The 17,983-nt window shown below is 46.0% G+C and carries 13 protein-coding genes and 3 pseudogenes; 13 read left to right on the top strand and 3 right to left on the bottom strand.

What is annotated here, in order from left to right; all coding sequences use genetic code 11:
* Window positions 1–3: 3 nt before the first annotated feature.
* The 3 genes from SU60_RS01000 to SU60_RS00990 form a co-directional block, all read right to left on the bottom strand.
* Window positions 4–1,608, bottom strand: coding sequence for a carboxyl transferase domain-containing protein (locus SU60_RS01000; RefSeq protein WP_041153916.1), 1,605 nt, complete (start codon window positions 1,606–1,608; stop codon window positions 4–6).
* A 21-nt stretch (window positions 1,609–1,629) separates the two neighbouring features.
* Window positions 1,630–2,799: an isovaleryl-CoA dehydrogenase gene (locus tag SU60_RS00995; RefSeq protein WP_041153915.1), complete on the bottom strand. Its 1,170-nt coding sequence runs from the start codon at window positions 2,797–2,799 to the stop codon at window positions 1,630–1,632.
* Between the two features lie 118 nt (window positions 2,800–2,917).
* The gene (locus SU60_RS00990) at window positions 2,918–3,292 is read right to left on the bottom strand and encodes a MerR family transcriptional regulator (protein ID WP_041153914.1); all 375 of its coding nucleotides are present in this window, start codon (window positions 3,290–3,292) and stop codon (window positions 2,918–2,920) included.
* A 252-nt stretch (window positions 3,293–3,544) separates the two neighbouring features.
* Between SU60_RS00990 and SU60_RS00985 the strand changes: the two genes are divergently transcribed.
* From SU60_RS00985 to SU60_RS00925, 13 genes and pseudogenes are all read left to right on the top strand, one after another.
* Complete coding sequence (locus SU60_RS00985) at window positions 3,545–4,768, top strand: thiolase family protein (protein WP_041153913.1); 1,224 nt, start codon at window positions 3,545–3,547, stop codon at window positions 4,766–4,768.
* Window positions 4,769–4,818: 50 nt separating this feature from the next.
* The gene (locus SU60_RS00980; protein WP_041153912.1) at window positions 4,819–6,312 is read left to right on the top strand and encodes a CoA-acylating methylmalonate-semialdehyde dehydrogenase; all 1,494 of its coding nucleotides are present in this window, start codon (window positions 4,819–4,821) and stop codon (window positions 6,310–6,312) included.
* A 20-nt stretch (window positions 6,313–6,332) separates the two neighbouring features.
* Window positions 6,333–7,487 (top strand): acyl-CoA dehydrogenase family protein, encoded by a 1,155-nt coding sequence (locus tag SU60_RS00975; protein WP_041153911.1) that lies wholly within the window; start codon window positions 6,333–6,335, stop codon window positions 7,485–7,487.
* 33 nt (window positions 7,488–7,520) lie between these two features.
* Window positions 7,521–8,305 (top strand): annotated as a pseudogene (locus SU60_RS00970) (enoyl-CoA hydratase).
* A gap of 8 nt (window positions 8,306–8,313) precedes the next feature.
* Window positions 8,314–9,453, top strand: coding sequence for an enoyl-CoA hydratase/isomerase family protein (locus tag SU60_RS00965; RefSeq protein ID WP_041154101.1), 1,140 nt, complete (start codon window positions 8,314–8,316; stop codon window positions 9,451–9,453).
* 19 nt (window positions 9,454–9,472) lie between these two features.
* A pseudogene (gene mmsB / locus SU60_RS00960) lies at window positions 9,473–10,374 on the top strand (3-hydroxyisobutyrate dehydrogenase).
* A gap of 42 nt (window positions 10,375–10,416) precedes the next feature.
* The gene (locus SU60_RS00955; protein ID WP_041153910.1) at window positions 10,417–11,175 is read left to right on the top strand and encodes an SDR family oxidoreductase; all 759 of its coding nucleotides are present in this window, start codon (window positions 10,417–10,419) and stop codon (window positions 11,173–11,175) included.
* A 657-nt stretch (window positions 11,176–11,832) separates the two neighbouring features.
* Entirely contained in the window at window positions 11,833–12,714 is an 882-nt protein-coding gene (gene cyoA, locus SU60_RS00950; protein ID WP_084735494.1) for a ubiquinol oxidase subunit II, read from the top strand.
* 5 nt (window positions 12,715–12,719) lie between these two features.
* On the top strand, window positions 12,720–14,756 hold the full coding sequence (cyoB, locus tag SU60_RS00945) for a cytochrome o ubiquinol oxidase subunit I (protein ID WP_041153909.1): 2,037 nt from the start codon (window positions 12,720–12,722) through the stop codon (window positions 14,754–14,756).
* Window positions 14,746–15,348 (top strand): cytochrome o ubiquinol oxidase subunit III, encoded by a 603-nt coding sequence (cyoC, locus tag SU60_RS00940; RefSeq protein ID WP_041153908.1) that lies wholly within the window; start codon window positions 14,746–14,748, stop codon window positions 15,346–15,348. Before cyoB ends, cyoC begins: the two co-directional genes overlap by 11 nt.
* Complete coding sequence (gene cyoD, locus SU60_RS00935; RefSeq protein ID WP_041153907.1) at window positions 15,348–15,659, top strand: cytochrome o ubiquinol oxidase subunit IV; 312 nt, start codon at window positions 15,348–15,350, stop codon at window positions 15,657–15,659. The genes cyoC and cyoD overlap by 1 nt, the downstream gene beginning before the upstream one ends.
* Window positions 15,620–16,540 carry a heme o synthase gene (cyoE, locus tag SU60_RS00930; RefSeq protein WP_209419655.1) on the top strand — a complete coding sequence of 307 codons (921 nt, stop codon included), beginning with the start codon at window positions 15,620–15,622 and terminating at the stop codon, window positions 16,538–16,540. Before cyoD ends, cyoE begins: the two co-directional genes overlap by 40 nt.
* A 259-nt stretch (window positions 16,541–16,799) precedes the next feature.
* Window positions 16,800–17,916: pseudogene (locus tag SU60_RS00925) on the top strand (NADH:flavin oxidoreductase).
* The last annotated feature ends 67 nt before the right edge of the window (window positions 17,917–17,983 follow it).

Raw genomic sequence — 17,983 nt, 5'->3', positions numbered from 1 at the left:
TCATCACATTCTAAATATACCAAATGTACTATCAGCCACGGGAGCGTTTAGGGTCGCTTCTAGTGCTTGAGCCAATACATTTCGTGTCTGTTTGGGGTCAATAATGCCATCATCCCAAAGTCGAGCGCTGGCGTAGTACGGGTGCCCTTGGGCGTTATACAAATCTATGATCGATTCTTTAAATGTCTGTTCTTCTTGCTCGGCCCATTGCTTGTTGTGACGTTTATTCACTTCTTTTCTTACTTGAGTTAGAACACCAGCAGCTTGTTCACCACCCATGACTGATATTCGTGCATTAGGCCACATCCACATCATGGTTGGATCGTATGCACGACCACACATTCCGTAGTTTCCCGCACCATAGGAACCACCAATAATAACGGTAAATTTAGGAACCTCGGCACACGCCACCGCCATCACTAATTTTGCACCATGCTTGGCTATGCCTTCCTCTTCCACTTTTTTACCTACCATGAATCCGGTGATGTTCTGTAAAAAAAGTAGCGGAATCTTGCGTTTTGCACAAAGTTCTATGAAGTGCGCGCCTTTTTGGGACGACTCAGAAAATAGAATGCCATTATTTGCTACGATGCCTATTAAGTGACCTTCTAGTCGAGCGAAACCGCACACCAAGGTCCGGCCATAGAGCGCTTTGAATTCATCAAAGTCCGAATCATCGACAATTCGTGCGATGATCTCTCTGACATCAAAGGACAACCTAAGGTTCGCGTTGACGATGCCATAAATTTCTTCTGCTTTGTAGCGGGGAGGGAGAATGGCATGGTTTGAATTATTGCGTGTTTTCTGGTTGAGGTTGGAAATGGCTTCTCTCGCCAGTATTAGGGCATGTTCATCATTGTTAGCGTAGTAATCTGCGACACCAGATTTCCGACAGTGTACGTCAGCGCCGCCCAACTCCTCGTCTGTGACGATTTCTCCTGTTGCGGCTTTGACCAGTGGTGGTCCTGCTAAAAATATAGTGGCTTGCTCTTTCACCATAATCGATACATCTGCCATGGCTGGCACATAAGCGCCACCTGCGGTGCACAGACCCATCACCACAGCGATTTGAGGAATGCCTTGAGCCGACATCCGAGCTTGATTAAAAAAAATGCGTCCAAAATGCTCTTTATCAGGAAACACTTCAGCTTGGTGGAGCAAGTTGGCGCCACCTGAATCGACAAGGTAAATGCAGGGAAGTCGGCACCGTTTAGCGATCTCTTGAGCTCGCAAGTGTTTTTTTACTGTGAGAGGGTAGTAAGTGCCGCCTTTAACCGAAGGATCATTAGCGATGATCATACAATGTACGCCTTCTATCTTGCCAATGCCCGCCACGACACCCGCACAAGGAATGGCATCGTCATAGACTTGCCACGCGGCAAACTGGCCAATCTCAAGAAAGGTGGCGTTTTTGTCGAGTAAGTGTTCGACGCGTTCGCGTACGGGTAATTTACCTTTGCTTTTCTGGTGTTCTAGGGCTTTCTCTCCACCGCCTAGTTTGATGGTTTGTATGTCAGTACGGAGTTGATCGACCAAAGTTTCCATGGCGGCTTTATTCGAGAGAAATAGTGCGTCAGTAGACTTTGTTTTACTCTTGATGATGGCCATTATGAATTCCTCTTCTCATGGCTATTTCGATTCCGTGAATAATTCTCTTCCGATTAACATACGACGGATTTCCGATGTGCCAGCCCCGATTTCATACAATTTGGCGTCTCGGAGTAGACGCCCAGTGGCGAACTCATTGATATATCCGTTACCTCCTAGTAACTGAATAGCATCTAATGCCATTTGCGTTGCAAGTTCTGCGCTATATAAGATCACGCCAGCAGCATCTTTTCGCGTGCATTCGCCCCGATCACACGCACGAGCAACGGTATACACGTAAGCTTTTGCTGCGTTCATGCGAGAATACATATCAGCGAGTTTGCCTTGCACCAATTGGAATTCGCCAATAGGTTGACCAAATTGTTTCCTTTCATGGATGTAAGGAATCACGATATCCATGCAAGCTTGCATAATACCGATAGGCCCTGCAGCGAGGACCACTCGTTCATAATCTAACCCACTCATTAAAACTGCAATGCCTTGGTTCAGTTTGCCGAGTATATTGGCTTTGGGGACGACGCAGTTGTTAAACACCAGTTCAGAGGTATTGGAGCCACGCATACCAAGTTTGTCGAGCTTTTGTGCGTCACTGAATCCTTCGAAACATCGTTCTACAATAAAAGCGGTGATTCCTTTGGCGCCTGCACTGACATCGGTTTTTGCGTAGACAACAAAAACGTCTGCGTCTGGACCGTTTGTAATCCACATCTTCGTTCCGTTAAGTAAGAAGTAATTCCCTTTGTTTTCCGCTTTCAGTTGCATGCTGACGACGTCTGAGCCTGAGTTAGGCTCACTCATTGCCAAAGCACCGATGTGTGAGCCGTCGATTAATTTTGGTAGGTATTTCTGTTGTTGTTCAGTCGAGCCATTGCGGAAGATTTGATTGACACACAGGTTGGAGTGAGCTCCATAACTGAGTGCAACGGAGGCAGAAGCACGACTGATTTCTTCCATCGCGACTACGTGGGCGAGATAGCCCATACCTGCTCCTCCATATTCGTCACTTACGGTCACGCCAAGTAGCCCCATGTCACCAAACTTTTTCCATAAATGGTTCGGGAATTGATTATCACGATCGATATCGGCAGCAATGGGAGCGATGTGTTCTTTTGCAAACGCGTTGACGTGTTCGCGGAGCATATCAATGGTTTCACCGAGACCAAAATTGAGTGGAGTGTAGCGGGTATTCATAACGTCTCCCAATGGCAGAATCAAATGTGCGTACGGTGGTCGGTTGTTTAGCGTTATGGTTATAGCGATGGTTATGGTTATTAAGGGCAGTTGATGCTCGTTAAGCAAATGTCATTGATTATTTTTGTTTACTTTTTAGGGCGAGTAAGCAGCGCTCTTTCGCCGCGTTTAATTCACCCATTACAATTTTTATATCATTAAGCTGTTGTTGAAGGTGGGCCTGCTTTTCTTCAATGATATTGAGCATTTTCAATAATTGCTCATCGGTTTGGTGCAGGTCATACAATTCAAACAGTTCGCGAATCTCTGCGAGAGAGAAGCCAAGTCGTTTTCCTCGCAAAATCAGTTTTAGACGGATCTTATCTCTACGTTGATAGACGCGCATGTTTCCTTTGCGCTCGGGTTCGATAAGACCCACGTCTTCATAAAACCGAATACTGCGAGTGGTGATATCGAACTCTTTCGCTAGGTCACTTATTTTATACTGTTCCATCAGATGCTTACCTCAAAACTCTTGCTTCTACAGACCTTAACTTCTGAGTTTCCGTTAAGAGAAACATAGAAAAATTTGCGTTACTTCACCTTACCGTAAAGGCTAGTGCTATGCTTACGTAAACGTCAAGAAATTACACCGTGAAAGTTCACCCTAGAGGGGGACTGGAAGCCGCTACCAGATAAAAGCACGCCAAAGAGTGTGCTAGGTGTGGAATTCCTGGTAGTGATAAACGGACAAGGAACGAGAAGCATGGAAAACGATATTTGGATTGTCAGTGCCAAAAGAACGCCAATCGGACGGTTTCAAGGTCAACTGCAATCGTATTCCGCGCCAGAGCTGGGGGCATTGGCTATTAAGGCTGTGGCTGAAGACGCTGGGATTCACTCTGTCGATGAGGTTTTGATGGGGTGTGTTTTACCTGCGGGTTGTGGGCAGGCGCCAGCAAGACAAGCTGCTCTTGGCGCTAACCTTCCTCATACCACCCCGTGTACCACCATCAATAAAGTCTGTGGATCAGGGATGAAGAGCGTTATGTTAGCCCACGATCTTATCAAATCGGGGTCGATTCGCTCCGCTCTGGCGGGAGGCATGGAAAGTATGACCAACGCCCCGTACCTTCTGAATAGTATGAGAGCCGGTGTGCGTATGGGACATCAGACAATGCATGACCATATGTTTATCGATGGATTGGAAGATGCTTATGAAGGGCACCTTATGGGGGTATATGCTCAACAAATCGCTGACAAGCTCAAATTTAGCCGCAAAAAGATGGATGAATGGGCAATCATGTCGGCAACGCGAGCATTAGAGGCACAAAAACTGCGGCTATTTGATGACGAAATTTCGCCAATAGCAATAGAATGCCAGCATCGATCGTCGACGAAAATGATGCGAGATGATGAGCTTCCTTCAACCATTCAACTCGATAAAATTCCTCACCTTAGGCCCGCGTTCAGTAAAAGTGGCACGGTGACCGCCGCCAATTCCAGCGCGATTTCTGATGGCGCAGCGGCACTGATATTGATGAATTCAGACGTCGCCCGCCACCAAGGATTGTCGCCACTTGCGATAATTAAGTCGCATGCTACCCACGCTAGAACCCCGTCGGAATTTACCTTGGCACCTGTCTATGCCATTGAACAATTGTTATCCCAATTAGATTGGTCGGTGAGCGAGGTCGATTTGTGGGAAATTAATGAGGCGTTTGCGGTGGTGACACAAATTGCGGCAGCGGAACTTGGTATCGATCCTTTTAAAGTCAACGTTAAAGGGGGCGCTTGTGCACTCGGGCACCCGATTGGCGCGAGCGGAGCACGTATCTTAGTGACGCTTATTCACAGTTTACGTCAACTACAAGCATTAGATGGTGAGTCAAGCAATAGAAAGGTAGTGCGAGGTGTTGCATCACTTTGCATTGGCGGTGGAGAGGCAACCGCTATCGGTATCGAGATACCACGCTCATATCAACCATAGTCAATTACGACTCAATAATAACGGATTTAATATTAACGAAGGAGTACATGATGACGGGTTTGGTTCCCTTATTTATCAAAGGTGAATTTTGTGAATCACAAACGACGGAATGGGTGGAAGTGACCAATCCTGCCACTAATGACGTTATCGCCTATGTTCCGTGTGCTACGACAGATGAAATGCAAACGGCGATAGAGCATGCCAAAGAGACGTTTCAATCCTGGAAAGAAGTCGCTGTCTCTGAACGCGCCAGACTGATGTTGCGGTATCAGCAATTACTGAAAGAGCACCATGATGAACTGGCTACGTTGCTCTCACACGAAACGGGAAAAATTTTGGCAGATGCCAAAGGTGATGTGTGGAGAGGCATTGAAGTGGTCGAGCAAGCTGCGAATATCGCCAGCAACATGATGGGTGAAACGGTCGAAAACGTTGCAACCGATATCGATAGTTATTCGCTTATTCAACCGTTGGGAGTGTGTTGCGGAATTACGCCATTTAACTTTCCGGCCATGATCCCGTTGTGGATGTTCCCAATTGCTATCGCCAGTGGCAACACGTTTATTCTAAAACCTTCAGAACAAGTTCCCTTAACCTCTATGCGCCTCGCCGAGCTGTTTGCGGAAGCCGGTGCACCGAAAGGGGTATTACAGATTGTGCATGGGCGTAAAGAGGAAGTGGACTTCCTACTCGTGCATCCCGATATTCGTGCGGTGTCGTTTGTTGGCTCTGTACCCGTGGCACAATACATCTATACCGCCGGAACAAGGCACTTTAAACGGGTTCAAGCGTTTGCCGGCGCGAAAAACCATATGGTCGTGATGCCCGATGCCAACAAAGAACAAGTGATTAATCACCTTGTCGGGTCTTCGGTAGGGGCGGCAGGGCAACGTTGTATGGCCATTTCTGTTGCGGTATTCGTTGGCAGTTCAAAAGAGTGGATAACGGATCTCAAACACGCAATGGCAGATGTCCATCCCGGAGCGTGGGACGATGAGGATGCAGCGTATGGTCCCTTGATCAGTGAGCAGGCCAAACAACGCGTGTTGCATTTAATCGAAGAAGGGAAACAACAAGGTGCGACGTGTGAGCTGGATGGAAGTCAATGCTCCGTGGATGGGTTTCCTGATGGAAATTGGGTTGGGCCGACGTTATTTAGTGGTGTCACTACCGACATGTCCCTATATACACAAGAGATATTTGGCCCTGTGCTGATTTGCCTTGAGGTCGATACCTTGCAAGACGCTATTGAGCTCGTTAATCGCAACCCATACGGCAACGGGACGTCCATCTTTACTGCCAATGGCGCTGCCGCGCGAAAATATCAGCATGAAATTCAAGTCGGACAGGTCGGCATCAATGTGCCTATCCCTGTACCGTTACCGTTTTTCTCGTTTACGGGATGGCGTGGCAGTTTTTACGGTGACTTACATGCTTATGGCAAGCAAGCCGTGCGATTTTATACCGAAACAAAAACCGTGACCGCCCGTTGGTTCGATGACGATATTTTGAACAAGCCAAATCTGACCATTCAGTTGCGCTGATTTAATAATGAGGAGCTCAAATGGATTTTGAACTAAATGATGATCAACGTGCATTTGCGGATACTGCTCAACAGTTTGCGGCAGAATGTTTAGCGCCGATGGCCGGTGAGTGGGATGAGAAAAAGATCTTTCCAAAAGACGTGTTGCGTAAAGCGGGTGAGCTAGGTTTTCTAAGCTTATACACTCCCGAAGAGCAAGGTGGACTTGCGTTAAGTCGTTTGGATGCTTCCATTGTGTTTGAGCAGTTATCGATGGGATGCACCTCAACAACCGCTTTTATGACCATACACAACATGGTGACTTGGATGGTAGCAAGCTTTGCTACTGACGAAGCGAAAGTCGAGTTTTGTCCAAAGCTCGTCACGGGTGAGTGGCTTGGCTCTTATTGCCTCACGGAGCCAAATGCGGGTTCTGATGCTGCGTCTTTGCGCACTTCCGCGACCAAACAAGGTGATCAATACGTTATTAATGGTGGCAAAACCTTTATTTCTGGTGCAGGAGAGACAGAAGTCCTTGTCGTCATGGCAAGAACAGGTGAGGCGGGCGCTAAAGGGATCTCTGCGTTTGTGGTCCCTGCCGATGCTGAAGGCATTAGCTATGGCCGTAAGGAGCCCAAGTTGGGCTGGAACAGTCAGCCGACTCGAGCCGTGACTTTTGAGCAGGTACGTATCCCCGCTAGCTATTTATTAGGAGAAGAAGGACAAGGCTTTGTGTTCGCTATGAAGGGGCTCGATGGTGGAAGGATCAACATCGCGACATGTTCGGTTGGAACCGCGCAACAAGCACTCAACCACGCAACACGCTACATACAAGAGCGCAAACAGTTCGGTCAACCCATCGCTCAATTTCAAGGATTACAGTTTAAGTTGGCTGATATGGCGACGGAGTTAGTGGCGGCTAGACAGCTTGTACGGTATGCCGCCAGCAAGCTCGATAAAAACGATCCAGATGCGACCACTTTTTGTGCAATGGCAAAGCGTTTCGCGACCGACGTTGGTTTTCGTGTCTGCGATCAAGCATTACAGTTGTATGGCGGATATGGATACATCAAAGAGTATCCGATGGAACGCTATTTTAGAGATGTTCGTGTGCATCAAATATTGGAAGGAACAAACGAAATTATGCGTTTGATCATCGCCCGTCGGTTATTGGCAGAAGAGTCAGCGCTAATGTGATTTTTGTAACCCTGGTTTAACAAGGATTTGGATATGTCAGCAACACAGCAAGCCATTCAGCACTCGATTAAAAATCATGTTGCGGTGGTGACGATGAATAACCCTCCTGCGAACACGTGGACGGCTGCCAGTCTTAAAGCACTAAAAGAACTGGTCCTAACTCTCAATCAAGACAAAGAAGTGTATGCACTTGTATTAACGGGGAGCGGCGACAAATTTTTTTCCGCTGGCGCTGATCTCAAATTGTTTGCGGATGGCGATAAGTCCGTAGCTCTAGAAATGTCGCAAGTGTTTGGTGAGGCGTTCGAAACGCTGACGGACTTCCGGGGCGTCTCCATTGCTGCAATTAATGGCTATGCATGGGAGGAGGATTAGAAGTGGCATTAGCTTGTGACATTCGAGTTGCAGAAAGTGAAGTGGTGCTTGCTCTACCGGAAGCAAAAGTCGGGTTGTTACCTTGTGCTGGTGGCACACAAAACCTGACCGCCTTGGTTGGAGAAGGATGGGCAAAACGTATGATTCTTTGTGGTGAGCAAATAAAGGCTGAAAAAGCAGTAGAAATCGGTTTGGTGGAAGAGTTAGCCCCCCAAGGTGAAGCGCTAAATAAAGCGCTAGAATTAGCCGCCAACGTCGCTCACCAGTCACCTTCTTCTGTCACTGCCTGCAAAACCTTGATTCAAAATACGCGCTCAGCACCACTCAAACACGGTTTAATCAAAGAACGTGAATTGTTTCTCCGCTTATTTGATACCGAGGACCAGACAGAAGGCGTTCAAGCCTTTCTTGAAAAACGTCACCCCAAATGGAAAAACCGTTAGGAGGTCAAATGGGCGGAAAGATAACCATTACTGAAATAGAGTGCTCTGACGGCATTCATCGTATCGGTATCGCAACATTGGACAACGAGTCTTCGCTCAATGCGCTGACTTATAACATGTTGGAGTCACTCAATAATCAACTTCTTAAATGGCAAGACGATCCACATTTAGTCTGTGTGGTACTCACGGGGGCTGGTGATAAAGCCTTTTGTGCAGGTGGGGATGTGCGGGCCATGTATCACGTTATGCACAATGAGAGTAAAGACAAAACCGTCGAGTTTTGTACGGATTACTTTTCACTTGAGTACGCCTGCGACTATTTAATTCATACCTACAACAAACCTATTATCGGCTGGGGTAAGGGAATCGTAATGGGTGGTGGAATGGGATTGTTTATGGCAACGAGTCATAAAGTGGTCACGACGAAATCTCGTTTAGCGATGCCAGAAATAAACATAGGCCTTTACCCTGATGTCGGTGGAACTTGGTTTTTGAGTCAAATTGATCCGGAAGTGGGATTGTTTTTGGGGTTAACCGGTTCGCTGGTGAATTCAAGTGACGCTGTCACAATTGGCTTGGCGGATTGGTTGTTATTGGAAGAGCAGTATCAAGTGTTTCTAAGTGAGCTCAAAGCGATTAATTGGGATAAACACCATGCTAAAGACTTGGTCACTGCGTTGCTGCAATTGCTCGAAGAGCAAGTCATCGACAGCAAGCCGACCTCGCAACTCTGCCCTTATTTAGATCAAATCAAACAAGCCTGTAAGGGGCTGGATCTTAATTTAATTACCCAGCGAATCTTGAGTATAGAAGGAAGTAGTCAGTGGCTTGATGCTGCTAAGAAAACACTGTCTTCAGGTAGTCCAATTACCGCTCATATTTGCTTTCGTCAGGTGAAAGAGTATCACAGCTTACCACTTGCAGACTGCTTTAGGTTAGAGCTAACTCTTTCGGTACGAAGTTCTATATTGGGTGAGTTTGAAGAGGGAGTGAGAGCGAAGCTCATTGATCGAGATGGGGTTCCTAACTGGATATTTAAAAGTGTCACCGAGGTGGATGAGAACTTCATTGATGCGCTTTTCATACCGTTATGGACGGAAGATGAACATCCGCTCGCACAATTAGGACTCAACCCGAGTTCAGTTTAACTAACAAAGGGGAATTATCATGAGTACGATTGCATTCATCGGCATAGGTCGAATGGGAAACCCAATGGCGCAAAACTTACTCGCGTCGGGCTTTAATGTTCAAGTATTCGATGTGGATACTGTCGCAGCAAAACAACTCGAGCCTTTTGGGGCTATCGTTGCTGACTCATTAGAAGAGGTGGTCGATGGGGCGAGTACCGTGATCACGATGTTACCGACAGGGAAACATGTACGTGCTGTTTATCTAGGTGATCTTCGTGGTGGAGTTGGGGTCCTTAACCTTGTTGAGTCGAATACTTTGCTGATTGATTGCTCCACCATTGACCCGGATTCTGCCCGATTGGTAGCTAACGAAGCGGGTAATCACAAGCTGTTATTTGTCGATGCGCCAGTTTCTGGTGGCGTGGTAGGTGCGAAAGCGGCGACGTTAACATTTATTGTCGGTGGTTCTGATCAGGCATTTGCCAAAGCCAACGCTATATTGCAGTACATGGGAAAAAATGTATTTCATGCCGGCAAAGCGGGCGATGGTCAAATGGCGAAGATCTGTAATAACTTGATGCTTGGTATTCTTATGTCTGGGACCTGCGAAGCACTAAATTTAGGCATTGATCATGGCTTGATCCTAAGGTGTTATCCAACATTATGTTGCAAAGTTCGGGCAGAAACTGGGCATTAGAGCTTTACAATCCTTGTCCTGGCGTCATGGATAATGTGCCATCGAGCCACCAATATAAACCGGGTTTTATGAGTAAGCTGATGCTCAAAGATCTCGGTTTGGGATTGGACGCTGCACTTCAAACCAACTCTTCGGTACCGATGGGATCATTGGCTCGTAACCTTTACTCCCTGCATAACGCGAGTGGTCATGGGGAGCGAGATTTTTCCAGCTTGTTTGAGTTTTATAAAACTCAGAAGTGACGAAAAGCCTTTGGATATAACAGCATCAAGGACGATAAATCAATGGATATAAATAACAGTGTGATTGCGATAACTGGCGCAGGGCAAGGGCTTGGACAAATGATGGCGATTATCCTCGCTCAAGCCGGTGCCGATCTGGCTTTGATCGATGTCAATGAGAGTGGGCTGAAAGATACCCAAGATCAATGCCATATGCTCAGCGCCAAAGCGATCACTTATTCACTGGATGTCACAAATGAAGTCGACGTTGAAAGGACGTTTGATGACATTATTCAAGACTTTGGTCAATTGAATGGCCTTATCAATAATGCTGGTGTATTAAGAGATGGCTTACTGGTGAAAGTCAAAGACGGTGTCGTAAACAAGATGTCGCTACAACAATTCAATCATGTCATGAATGTGAATGTCACTGGGACATTTCTTTGCGGTCGGGAAGCGGCGGTAAAAATGATTGAAACAGGTTCTACCGGTGTCATCATCAACATATCCAGTGTATCTCGCGCGGGTAATATCGGGCAAACTAACTATTCAGCGTCCAAAGCTGCGGTTGCGACCATGGCAAGCACATGGGCTCGTGAGCTAGCGAGGTATGGAATTCGAGCAGCAGCGATTGCACCCGGTGTGGTCCATACCGCGATGGCAGAGCAAATGAAGCCGGAAGCGATTGAACGGCTAGAAAAAATGATTCCTTTAGGCAGAATGGGAGAGACAAGCGAAATCGCCCATGCCGTTAAGTACATTCTCGAAAATGACTATTTTACCGGGCGAGTATTAGAGGTAGATGGCGGTATCCGGATGTAACAACATAAAGCTGCTCGTTGCTCTTTTTTGTGTCGCAGTTGTTCGTTTTTGTAGAAGTACCTGACTGACAGTAACTCATCGCAGTTTGCGGTCAGCGTTATCAACGAGTTTCAATTAGGATAATCTCATTGAAACTTAAAACTAATTGTTTTTAAAAGTTTTTTTTTAATAAACCATATGAAAGATAAGTGATTTAAATAATTTGATCTAGATCACTTTTTTGCATTTTGCATCATACGCGTATAATGCGTTGTATATAGCTTTATTGATTGCTGATGTGGTTTGGTTTTTCGCTGGCTTTTTCTATTATACTGTTGATTTAAAATATTTTTTTTATTAATCATTAAGCTTGTCTTTACTTTTCCTTCCAATCTTGTTTTCTCAAAAATGAAATCTAATATTCTGATAATCGCTGATGAGCTTTCATTCTCTACTCTTCATAATGCGCCAGTTGTAACATTGTGTTTCAAAGTGTAACAATAAACTCACACTAAAAATGTGGGTTTAACCAAGCAGAGCAAATAACCGATGGTTTTGACTTGGGACGGTGCATTTTGATGTTCAATGTCGCACATGCTCAACACATAAACATTCTAATGACTATAACTACGGGTTTCGGGTATTTGCCAAGAAACCAGACAACCATCGAGAAAGTTAATGGAAGCCTCAAGATATAAACGCATCATATCGAGGGGGAGTTTGGCATTTGCCATGCTTCTGCTCTCAGGATGTAATTCAGCTTTGCTTGACCCCAAAGGTGCTATCGGTGTCCAAGAAAAAGAGCTCATTATCACTGCTCTTTTACTGATGTTAATCGTCGTCATCCCCGTGATTTTAATGACGATTTATTTCGCTTATCGATACCGCGCTTCTAACACCGAAGAAGAATATGCACCTGAGTGGTCACACTCGACCAAAATCGAGATAGTGGTATGGACGATTCCGATCATCATTATTGCGATTCTTGCCGCCATCACCTGGCGTTCAACCCACGCTTTAGAGCCGTCTAAGCCTTTGGTTAGTTCAGAAAAACCAATCACGATCGAAGTGGTATCACTTGATTGGAAATGGTTGTTCATCTACCCAGAGCAAAACATCGCGACGGTAAACTATGTGGCATTCCCTAAAGATGTGCCTGTCAAGTTTAAGCTCACGTCAGACAACATCATGAACGCATTCTTTATTCCACGCTTAGGTAGCCAGATCTATGCGATGCCAGGAATGGTGACCAAGCTTAATTTGATTGCGAACCACGAAGGTGATTTTAAGGGATTCGCATCGAGCTTTAGCGGTAAGGGATTCTCTCAAATGAAGTTTACAGCATCGGCATTGCCAGATCGTTCAGCATTCCAAGATTGGGTGCAGGAAGTGAAAGCAAGCCCGAACCGCATAGAAGACTGGGATCAGTACAGCAAGCTGGCTGAGCCGAGTATCGCGGAACCGGTGACACTGTTCTCAAGTGTTCCACCGTTTTTGTTTACTGACGTTGTGACTCAGCATCCTGGTTCAATGAACTGTTTGCCTGAAAACCTAGGATAATCGCTATGTTTGGAAGATTAACTCTTGATTCAATTCCATTCCACGAGCCCATTATCGTTATCACTCTAGCGATCGTAGCACTAGTGGGTTTAGCCGTCGTTTACGCAGTGACAAAAGCGGGTAAATGGCAGTATTTATGGAACGAATGGTTTACCTCTGTAGACCATAAAAAATTGGGCTTCATGTATATCGCAGTTGCGATGGTGATGCTTGTTCGTGGTTTTGCTGACGCCGTAATGATGCGTAGTCAGCAACTCCTTTCTTCAGCAGGTGAGGCGGGTTATCTGCCGCCACATCACTATGACCAAATCTTTACCGCCCACGGCGTGATCATGATTTTCTTCGTAGCCATGCCATTAGTGATTGGCCTGATGAACATCATTGTTCCGCTGCAAATTGGTGCGCGAGATGTTGCGTTTCCATACCTGAACAACTTGAGCTTTTGGCTGTTTGTTGTTGGTGTGATTTTGACGAACATGTCTCTCGGTTTAGGTGAGTTTGGTCAAACAGGTTGGTTGGCTTACCCGCCGCTTTCAGGGATTAAGGCCAGTCCGGGAGTCGGGGTCGACTATTGGATTTGGGCGTTGCAGATCTCCGGTGTGGGTACTACGTTAACGGGCGTGAACTTTTTCGCGACTATTCTGCGTATGCGTACGCCATCCATGCCAATGATGAAAATGCCCGTTTTCACCTGGGCATCACTGTGTGCAAATATCCTGATCATTATTTCCTTCCCAATTCTGACCGTCACGATTGCTTTGTTGACGCTGGATAGATATTTGGGCATGCACTTCTTTACCAATGATCTTGGCGGCAACGTAATGATGTACGTCAACCTGATTTGGGCGTGGGGTCACCCAGAAGTGTACATTCTGATTCTACCGATCTTCGGTGTGTTCTCAGAAGTCACGGCGACTTTCTCTCGCAAGAAGCTATTTGGCTACACATCATTGGTTTGGGCTACCATTGTCATCACTATCCTGGCGTTTGTGGTTTGGTTGCATCACTTCTTTACCATGGGTTCGGGCGCGAATGTAAACGCGTTCTTTGGTATTGCCACGATGATCATTTCTATCCCAACAGGGGTTAAGATCTTTAACTGGCTATTCACCATGTACAAAGGTCGCATCCAATTTACCACGCCTATGTTGTGGACCGTCGGCTTCCTGATCACCTTTACCGTAGGTGGTATGACGGGGGTATTGATGGCGGTACCAGGTGCAGATTTTGTTTTGCATAACTCAGTATTCCTGATCGCGCACTTCCATAACGTGATTATCGGTGGTGTCGTATTTGGATGTTTCGCTGCTATCACTTACTGGTTCCCGAAAGCAACGGGTTTCACGATGAATGAGACTTGGGGCAAGCGCGCATTCTATCTATGGATCATTGGTTTCTTGATGGCGTTCTTACCGCTATACGCGTTAGGTTTTATGGGGATGACCCGTCGACTTAGCCAAGATATCAACCCTGAGTTCTTCCCTCTGCTGGCTGTTGCAGCAGCAGGTACGGTCGTGATTGCATTGGGCGTTCTGTCTCAATTCATCCAGATTTACGTGAGTATCCGTGACCGCGAGCAAAACCGCGATCTTACTGGTGACCCTTGGGGCGGACGTACTCTGGAATGGGCAACGTCTTCACCTCCGCCATTCTACAACTTTGCTCACCTGCCAAAAGGTGATGTCTTAGATGCATTCTGGTATCAGAAGCAAAGCGGTGAGTTTGATCCAACGAAGGAAGTGGAATATGAACGTATCCACATGCCAAAAAATACCCCAACGGGTATGTATGTATCGGCTTGGTCATTGGTATTTGGCTTTGGCATGATTTGGTACATCTGGTGGTTAGCGGCATTCAGTTTCGTAGCCATTGTTGTTACTTGTATCAAACATAGCTACAACGAAGACGTGGATTACTACGTTGAAGTTGAAGAAATCAAAGCGATTGAAGCGGCACGCCGTGCAGAGCTTGAACAAGCGAAGAAAGACTCAGTGAAAGATAATGAAAGCAAAGATGATCTGGAGGTGACATATGCAAACTAGTATCGCAGCACACCACGATCATGACCATCATCACGACACCAATGGCAACAAGCTGTTTGGCTTCTGGGTTTACTTGATGAGCGACTGCGTACTGTTTGCAACTTTGTTTGCAACTTACGCGGTGCTAGAGAGTAATTCAATCTCCGGACCTACCGGGAAAGAGATTTTTGAACTGCCGTTTGTATTCGTTGAAACCATGTTGCTGCTGGTAAGTAGTATCACATTTGGCTTTGGCATGATCGCGATGAAGCGTAAAGACGTTTCTGGATTAAAACGCTGGATGCAAGTGACATTCTTGCTCGGTCTAGGGTTCATCTGCATGGAAGTCTACGAATTTCATCATTTGATCGAAGAAGGTTACGGCCCTCAAACCAGCGCTTTTCTATCCGCTTTCTTTACGTTAGTTGGAACGCACGGTCTGCACGTGACCTTTGGTCTAATTTGGTTGGCGATTGCGTATCATCAGCTTTCGACCAAAGGGCTGAACGACAACATGGCCATGCGCTTTAACTGCTTGAGCTTGTTCTGGCACTTCTTAGATATCGTCTGGATTTGCGTCTTTACCATTGTTTATCTATTGGGGGTGATGTAATGGGTCAACATGTTGAAACCAGTGCGTCTGATTACGTTAAAGGGTTTGTCGCAGCGCTGATCCTAACGGTGATCCCGTTCTACTTCGTATGGACAAAGTCACTGCCTGATACAACGACTTACGCGATTCTGTTTACTTGTGCGATTGTGCAGATATTTGTTCATTTCAAATACTTCTTGCACATGGAAGCAAAAACGTCAGACGGACGTTGGAACTTGGTGTCTTTGATGTTCACCGCCATTGTTGTGTTTATCCTCATCGCCGGTTCGGTGTGGATCATCTACAACATGAACGTCAATATGAAGTTGTAGGCCTCAGTATGCTGAAAAGTTATTTGTCTATTACCAAACCAGGCATTATTTTCGGCAACCTGATTTCTGTTGCGGCGGGGTTCTTCCTCGCCGCAAAAACGGAACCTGCTAGTCTGACGTTGTTTTTTACAACGTTGGCTGGTGTGGGGCTGGTGATTGCTTCAGGTTGTGTAGTGAATAATATTTTTGATCGCGACATCGACCAAAAGATGGCACGTACGCAAAATCGCGAGACAGTGAAAGGCAATATCAATATCGACGTTGCGTTTGTTTATGCGTTGGTATTGTTACTGGTTGGAACGGCTTTACTGTACCAACTTGCAAATCCGCTTTCTGCTGTTGTCGTCTTGCTTGGTTATGTGTATTACGTGTTTTTCTACACCATGTGGTACAAGCGCAATTCTGTATATGGAACCTTAGTGGGCAGTATTTCGGGTGCAGTGCCGCCATTGGTTGGCTACTTGGCGGTCACAAACTTCATTAGTTTAGAAGCCATCCTATTGTTTACTATGTTCTGTTTGTGGCAAATGCCGCATTCGTATGCGATCGCGATGTTCCGAATGCAGGATTACCGTGAAGCGGGTATTCCGGTTTTGCCTGTTAAAGAGGGCATTCATAAAGCGCATCGTCATATGAAAGCTTATGTCGCTGCCTTTAGTGCCGTTTCTTTCGGTCTGTTTTTACTCGGTGACGCAGGGTATGAGTACTTAGCGGTCGCAGCGGTTGTATGCTTTATGTGGACCAAAGTAACGTTCCGCAGCATTGATGACAGCAACTACGTCACTTGGTCGAAGTCGGTGTTTAAAGTCTCATTACTTGTTGTCATGGGAATAAGCGGTGTGCTCGGCGTTGAGTTAATTCCACTTGCTCTGTCTTTGTAATACGTTTAAGCCCATTTAGCTTGGTGCATGTTTTGATCGCCAAACTAATACGTTATTTTTCTTAATAAGTAGACACAACTCACTAAACCTTAATCCAGATTAAAGTTTTGTCCTCGACTAGGCATTAAGGTGCGTGTGTTGACTGTAAGTCTCAAGGATTCAGAGAAGGAACAGCCTTGCATTGTGCAATGCTGTTCCTTTTTCGTTCTCACTGGCTTGTAAGCAGAGAAAGATAAAAACAAATTTAAGAGGACAGCTTTTGAGCATTTTGTTTTCCGAAGCCCGCATTGGCAACATGACCCTAAAGAACCGCTTTGTACGCAGCGCAACGTGGGAAAATATGGCGACCGAAGATGGTCATATGACTGAGAAGCTTTACAATATTTATGAAGAGCTGGCGAAAGGTGATGTAGGCCTCATCGTTACGGGTTACGCCAATATTGTCGAAGAAGAGAAACCCAACGCAGGATGATGGGAATCTACAACGACTCTTTTGTTGAAGAATACAAAACGCTTACGGATCTTGTACATCAGTACGACTCGAAGATCGTCATGCAAATTGCGTATGGTGGTACCAAAACCACTTATAACGTCGGTGAGCGGGTAATTTTTGCTCCGAGTGATGTGCCTGAGCGTGGCACGAATACGCAAGGTACAGCGATGACGAAAGAGGATATCCACCATATCGTCAAAGCTTTTGCGTTAGCAAGCAAGCGTGCTCAAGACTCTGGCTTTGATGGGGTAGAAATTCACGCTGCACACACTTACTTAATCAACCAGTTTTTAAGCCCGTATTACAACCGCCGTGAAGATGAATACGGTGGGAGTTTAGAAAACCGCATGCGTTTTCTTATCGAAATTTATGCGGAGACCAGAAAGTTAGTCGGCCATGATTTTCCAATTCTTGTCAAACTCACCGCAACGGAATTTTTTGATGGTGGTTTAACCTTTGATGAAACGCGTCATGTGTGTAAGAAGCTCGAAGAAATCGGTGTCGATGCCATCATTGTCTCTGGTAACATTCATGGCAAAGCCAACGAACTTGTCGGTGAAACCTTTGATGGGCACACATTACAAGAAGAAGGCTATTTCCACGAATTTGGGCATGTGATTAGCTAGATGTGAACATACCCGTGATCACTGTCGGTGGTTTAAGTGCTATCGATGCGATAGAGAACATTGCCGAGAATACCAACATTCAATTTTTTGCGTTATCTCGTCCACTGCTAGCCGAGCCACAATTGGTTAAGCGTTGGAAAGAGGGGAATCGAGCTCCTGTTGATTGTGAGCGCTGCTCAAAATGTCGCACCAAGCGCGGTAACTTTTGCGTGGTGCACAAAAATCGAAACCGCCGCAGGGCAACGGAGCAGGCATAACCTTTTTGAATCAACGAATAAAGGACGCAAAATGACTTGCGTCCTTTGTACCATTCGAATTCAATCA

The sequence above is a fragment of the Vibrio mytili genome (assembly GCF_000830505.1).
In the GTDB taxonomy this organism is placed as follows: Bacteria; Pseudomonadota; Gammaproteobacteria; order Enterobacterales; family Vibrionaceae; genus Vibrio; species Vibrio mytili.
Note: the sequence above shows the minus strand (reverse complement) of the source record. Positions and strands in the feature narration are given on the sequence as shown.